Annotated in this window: 7 protein-coding genes; all 7 read left to right on the top strand. The window is 36.7% G+C overall.

Annotated features, from left to right (window positions below):
* Positions 1 to 168, top strand: a 168-nt coding sequence (locus AC06OU_RS09940) for a 30S ribosomal protein S2 (RefSeq protein WP_475855520.1), incomplete at its 5' end; no start/stop codon positions are given.
* A gap of 90 nt (positions 169 to 258) precedes the next feature.
* Entirely contained in the window at positions 259 to 1,146 is an 888-nt protein-coding gene (gene tsf / locus AC06OU_RS09945; RefSeq protein WP_169358620.1) for a translation elongation factor Ts, read from the top strand.
* 94 nt (positions 1,147 to 1,240) lie between these two features.
* Positions 1,241 to 1,963, top strand: a complete 723-nt coding sequence (gene pyrH / locus AC06OU_RS09950) for a UMP kinase (RefSeq protein ID WP_169358621.1) — start codon at positions 1,241 to 1,243, stop codon at positions 1,961 to 1,963.
* Positions 1,963 to 2,520, top strand: coding sequence for a ribosome recycling factor (frr, locus tag AC06OU_RS09955; RefSeq protein WP_342566794.1), 558 nt, complete (start codon positions 1,963 to 1,965; stop codon positions 2,518 to 2,520). The genes pyrH and frr overlap by 1 nt, the downstream gene beginning before the upstream one ends.
* 134 nt (positions 2,521 to 2,654) lie before the next feature.
* Positions 2,655 to 3,449 (top strand): isoprenyl transferase, encoded by a 795-nt coding sequence (locus AC06OU_RS09960; protein ID WP_475855516.1) that lies wholly within the window; start codon positions 2,655 to 2,657, stop codon positions 3,447 to 3,449.
* Complete coding sequence (locus AC06OU_RS09965; protein ID WP_475855517.1) at positions 3,446 to 4,243, top strand: phosphatidate cytidylyltransferase; 798 nt, start codon at positions 3,446 to 3,448, stop codon at positions 4,241 to 4,243. The genes AC06OU_RS09960 and AC06OU_RS09965 overlap by 4 nt, the downstream gene beginning before the upstream one ends.
* An 18-nt stretch (positions 4,244 to 4,261) precedes the next feature.
* Positions 4,262 to 4,991 (top strand): 1-deoxy-D-xylulose-5-phosphate reductoisomerase (gene dxr, locus AC06OU_RS09970; RefSeq protein ID WP_475855518.1); only part of this gene is annotated, 730 nt, incomplete at its 3' end.

The following is a 4,991-nucleotide window of genomic DNA, read 5'->3' on the forward strand; positions in this document are numbered from 1 at the left end:
ATTGTTGATACTAACTGTGACCCAGATGAAATCGACTATGTAATCCCTGCAAATGACGATGCAATCCGTGCAGTAAAATTATTAACTGCTAAAATGGCGGATGCATTACTAGAAGCAAGACAAGGTGAAGATGCAGAAGTAGCTTCAGCTGAAGTTGCTGCTGAGTAAGACACATGTAAGTAACAGGTGATAAGCGGCCAAACCACTTATCACCTTTTTTTGAGAAAATGACATGATTCGTACTAGGAGGAATTTATAATGGCAGTTACAGCTCAAATGGTAAAAGAATTGCGTGAAAAAACTGGCGCAGGTATGATGGATTGTAAAAAAGCATTAGTAGAAACAGACGGAAACCTAGAAGCAGCAATTGACTTCTTACGTGAAAAAGGTCTTTCTTCTGCAGCTAAAAAAGCTGATCGTATCGCAGCTGAAGGTACAACTTACATCCAAATCGATGGAAACAAAGCAGTATTATTAGAAATGAATGCAGAAACGGATTTCGTTGCTAAAAACGAAGGATTCCAAACATTAGTTAAAGACGTAGCTTCTCACTTATTAGCTACTGAACCTGCTTCAGTGGAAGAAGCATTAGCTTCTAACATTCAAGAAGGCGTTACAGTTGAAAATGCTATTTCTAACGCAGTAGCAAAAATCGGAGAAAAAATTACTCTACGTCGTTTTGTTATTGAAACAAAAACAGATGCAGACGCTTTTGGACCGTACCTACACATGGGTGGGCGCATTGGTGTTCTAACTGTTCTTGAAGGATCTACTGATGATCAAGCAGCTAAAGACGTTGCTATGCACATTGCTGCATTAAGCCCATCATATATCTCTCGTGATGAAGTATCTGCTGAAGAAGTAGAGCATGAGCGTAAAATTTTAACTGAACAAGCATTAAACGAAGGTAAACCAGAAAATATCGTTGCAAAAATGGTAGAAGGTCGCCTTGGTAAATACTTTGAAGAAGTGTGTTTATTAGACCAATCTTTCGTTAAAAATCCAGACCAAAAAGTACGTGCTTTTGTTGAATCAACTGGTGGTAAACTAGTTTCATTCACTCGCTATGCTGTTGGTGAAGGAATCGAAAAACGTGAAGACAACTTTGCTGAAGAAGTAATGAGCCAAGTTAAAGGAAATAACTAATAATAAGAACTTTAAGTTCTTATTTTATAGAAAAACTCTAGGGAGCACGTAATTTGTGTTCCCTATTTTTCAAGAAAAGAGATGGAGGATATCTATGAGCACACCATATAAAAGAATCGTTTTAAAACTAAGTGGCGAAGCATTAGCTGGAGAAAAAGGATTCGGATTGTCACCTGAAATTATCAAATCAGTAGCTGAGCAAGTGAAAGAGGTAGTGGATCTTGGTGTAGAGGTTGCTGTTGTAGTTGGTGGAGGCAATATCTGGAGAGGTAAAATTGGAAGTGAGATGGGCATGGACCGTGCGAATGCTGACTATATGGGCATGTTAGCTACGGTTATGAATTCATTGGCACTACAAGATTCTCTAGAGCAATGTGGAGTTGAAACTCGTGTACAGTCTTCCATTGAAATGCGTCAAGTGGCAGAGCCGTACATAAGAAGAAGAGCTATTCGTCATTTGGAGAAAAAACGTGTAGTAATCTTTGCAGCGGGAACAGGAAATCCATACTTCTCGACTGATACTACAGCAGCCTTAAGAGCGGCAGAAATTGAAGCAGATGTAATCTTAATGGCTAAAAATAATGTAGATGGTGTGTATTCTGCTGATCCTAAGACGGATAAAACAGCAGTGAAATATGATGAATTGTCTTTCTTGGAAGTAATTCAACAAGGTCTACAAGTAATGGACTCAACAGCGTCCACGCTATGTATGGACAATGATATTGCACTTATTGTATTCTCAATTATGGAGAACGGAAATATTAAAAAGGCTGTCCTAGGTGAATCTATCGGAACAGTCGTTAGGAGGAATTCATAATGCCGAAACAAGTAATAGAGCAAACAAAAGATAAAATGGCTAAAACTATTCAAGTGTATACAAGAGAATTGGCTTCTATCCGTGCTGGTCGTGCAAGTGCAGCATTATTAGATAAAATAACTGTAGATTATTACGGTGCTCCAACTCCAATTAACCAAATGGCTGGTATTTCAACACCTGAAGCTCGTTTACTAACGATTCAGCCATATGATAAATCCGTTTTAGGAGATATCGAAAAAGCGATTATGAAGTCAGATTTAGGGATTACGCCAACAAACGATGGTAACCTAATTCGTATCGCTATTCCTGCACTTACAGAGGAACGTCGTAAAGACTTAGTGAAACAAGTGAAAAAAGAAGCAGAAGAAGCTAAAGTAAATATTCGTAACGTACGTCGTGATGGAAATGACGACTTGAAAAAGTTGGAGAAAGCTGGAGAAATCACAGAAGATGATTTAAGAAGCTATACCGAAGAAATTCAAAAAATCACAGATGCAAATATTGAAAAAATTGATGCAATCACGAAAGACAAAGAAAAAGAAATTCTAGAAGTTTAAGCGCTTCTAGCCAGTCTTACAGTTGAACTTTTATTCGAGGAAGGCGTCCTTTTAGTAGGACGCCTTTTTATATTCGTCTTTATTTGTTATGATAAGATATATGCTTCGAGAAGGTTTAAAGTGGAGGTTAATGCATGCTAAAAAAACTTATTCGTAAAAATGATCAAGCGATAAGTAATAATTTAAATGATCGGGTGGAAAATGCCCAGAAAGAACAATTGCCAGACCATATAGCCATCATTATGGATGGAAACGGTAGGTGGGCAAAAAAAAGAGCCCTACCGAGAATCGCAGGTCATCATGAAGGAATGCAAACGGTTAAGAAAATAACGAGGTTTGCAAACGAAGTTGGAGTAAAAACGCTTACTTTATATGCATTTTCAACAGAAAACTGGAAAAGACCAAAAGTCGAAGTTGAATTTTTAATGCGTTTGCCAGAGGAATTTCTCAACACGTACTTACCTGAATTGATTGAACAAAATGTTCAAGTACGAATGATGGGTAATATTGATCTTTTGCCAGAGCATACTAAAAATGCTGTAACAAAAGCAATGGAAAAAACGGTTGATAATAATGGATTAATATTAAATTTTGCTTTAAATTACGGAAGTAGAGATGAAATTGTTCAAGCTATAAAGAAAATAGCTACTGATGTACAAAAAGGAAGCATGGCAGTAGAAGATATATCAGAAAGTAAGTTCAATGATTATCTAATGACAAAGGACCTGACCGAACCGGACTTACTCATTAGAACAAGTGGAGAGGTTAGATTAAGTAACTTTATGCTTTGGCAGCTTGCTTATACTGAATTTTGGTTTACAGACACATTATGGCCTGACTTTGATGAAGGCTGTTTACTAGATGCGATTGAAACTTTTCAAAAACGTAATAGAAGATATGGTGGAATTAAGGAGGAAGAAACAAATTGAAAACAAGAATCATCACGGGTGCGGTGGCTTTAGCGCTCTTTCTTCCTATTGTTCTGCTAGGAGGACCTGTATTTACTGTACTAATTTACGCGATTGCTGCAATAGGGTTATATGAAATATTAAAAATGAAGGGTATAAGCTTAATCAGTTTTCCAGGTATTATATCAATTCTTCTTTTATTCTTACTATTATTCCCTTCCGTATATACAGAGAAAATAGTTAATCTTACGGGTCACACGAAGCTGGAATGGATATTCGTAGCGGTATTTATTTTACTAATATTTACGGTATTAACGAAAAATAAATTTACATTCGAAAATGCATCGTTTGTGCTATTAAGTACGTTATATGTTGGGATTGGATTTTATTACTTTATTGAAACACGAGCAATAGAAGGTGGTTTGGCGTATGTCATTTTTGCCTTATTAATCGTTTGGACCACGGATTCTGGAGCTTATTTTACAGGGAGAAAGTTAGGTAAACGTAAGCTTTGGCCAGAAATATCTCCAAATAAGACGGTTGAAGGTTTTGTTGGGGGTATAGTTTGGGCAATAGTAACAGCACTAATTATCCAATGGGTTAGTCCGCTTACATCGTCTTACATAATATTGATAGGGATTACAATCGTAGCCTCTATATTCGGGCAACTTGGAGATTTAGTAGAGTCAGGTATTAAAAGACATTTTAATGTAAAAGATTCAGGTAATCTTCTTCCTGGGCATGGTGGTATATTAGACCGTTTCGACAGTCTTCTTTTTGTCTTGCCATTATTGCATTTTTTACATTTTATATAAGGGAGACGACATTATTTCATGAGTAAAAGAATAAGTTTATTAGGTGCAACAGGTTCTATCGGGATACAAACATTAGATATAATAAGGGAGCATCCAAATAGATTTCAATTAGTTGCATTTTCTGTTGGTAAAAATATAGAAGAAACAAAAAAGATTCTAAAAGAGTTCCACGTAGAGGTTGTGTCTGTCCAAAAAGAGGAGGATGCTATTTTACTTCAACATGAGTTTCCCAAAGTAGAAGTTGTTTTTGGTGATGAAGGTTTAGTACAAGTGGCTGCTCATACAAAAGCAGATGTTCTTGTGAATGCTGTTCTAGGAAGCGTAGGTTTAAGACCTACTTTAGAAGCGATTAAAAAAGGTATTACTATAGCTATCGCCAATAAAGAAACATTAGTTACTGCTGGTCATTTAGTAATGCAGGCCGCTAAAGAACATAATGTGCCGATATTACCAGTGGATAGCGAGCATTCAGCACTTTTTCAAGCAATGAATGGAGAGAAAAAATCCGAAGTATCTAAACTAATCATTACTGCATCTGGTGGTAGCTTTAGAGACCGTACACGCGAAGATTTAAAAAACGTCACTGTAAAAGAAGCATTGAACCATCCAAACTGGTCTATGGGTTCTAAGATCACAATTGACTCAGCAACGATGATGAACAAAGGCCTGGAAGTAATTGAAGCGCACGTTCTTTTTGATATCTCTTATGATGACATTGAAGTTTTATTGCATAGAGAAAGCATCATAC

The sequence above is a fragment of the Psychrobacillus sp. genome (genome assembly GCF_056205495.1).

Coding starts and splice junctions, on each gene's coding strand:
- tsf (WP_169358620.1), top strand. CDS start 259: ATGGCAGTTACAGCTCAAATGGTAAAAGAATTGCGTGAAAAAACTGGC.
- pyrH (WP_169358621.1), top strand. CDS start 1,241: ATGAGCACACCATATAAAAGAATCGTTTTAAAACTAAGTGGCGAAGCA.
- frr (WP_342566794.1), top strand. CDS start 1,963: ATGCCGAAACAAGTAATAGAGCAAACAAAAGATAAAATGGCTAAAACT.
- AC06OU_RS09960 (WP_475855516.1), top strand. CDS start 2,655: ATGCTAAAAAAACTTATTCGTAAAAATGATCAAGCGATAAGTAATAAT.